The organism is Desulfosarcina cetonica JCM 12296 (assembly GCF_001311845.1).
In the GTDB taxonomy this organism is placed as follows: domain Bacteria; phylum Desulfobacterota; class Desulfobacteria; order Desulfobacterales; family Desulfosarcinaceae; genus Desulfosarcina; species Desulfosarcina cetonica.
The window spans coordinates 1-735 of the sequence record NZ_BBCC01000518.1; the positions used below are offsets into that span (position 1 = coordinate 1).

Here is a 735-nt window from a genome sequence, read left to right on the forward strand (position 1 = left end):
CTGGGGGCCCTGGCATCGGATGGCACGATCACCCGGCACGGCCGCCTAATGGCCGAGCTGCCCCTGCATCCGCGCCTGGCGCACATGCTGCTCAAGGCACGTCAAGGCCAGATGGGCGGGGAGGCCTGCCAGATGGCGGCCCTGCTCAGTGAACGCGATCCATTGCATTTCGAACGGGGGGAATACGATGCCGACGTGAAATGGCGTCTTTTGGCCATGACGGCCTGGCGAACCGGAAAACATCTGGAATTGGACGGGTGCAGGGCGGATTCGGCGGCGCTGCGGCGCATTTTGGCACTGGCGGGCATGCTCAAAAAACGCCTGGGTATCGGCCGCCAAACCGATATCGCCATTGATCCCGGTCGTTTGCTGGCTTGGGCCTATCCCGACCGGATCGGCCAGAAACGACCGGGAACGCCGGGTCGCTTCCGGCTGTCCAACGGACGCGGGGCGTTCCTTGATTCCCACGACCCGCTGGGCAGCGAGGCGTATATCGTGGTCCCCTATTTGGATGGCGAGCGACGCGAGGCACGGATTTTCATGGCCGCGGCAACGAACAAGGCCGGCTTGCTGGATCAGTTCGAGGATGCGATCCGCTGGCAGGCCAACGTTTCCTGGGACGCCCGGCGGCAGGCCGTATCCGCCGAGCGTCGTCAAATGTTGGGCGCGCTGACTCTGGCCACCGCGCCGTTGGCCGATCCGGATCCCGACGCGATCCTGGCGACCCTGCTGGAC

1 pseudogene is annotated in these 735 nt (G+C 65.3%); it reads left to right on the forward strand.

Annotation, left to right across the window (positions count from 1 at the left end):
• A pseudogene (locus JCM12296_RS35340) lies at positions 1 to 735 on the forward strand (hypothetical protein); the annotation flags it as partial.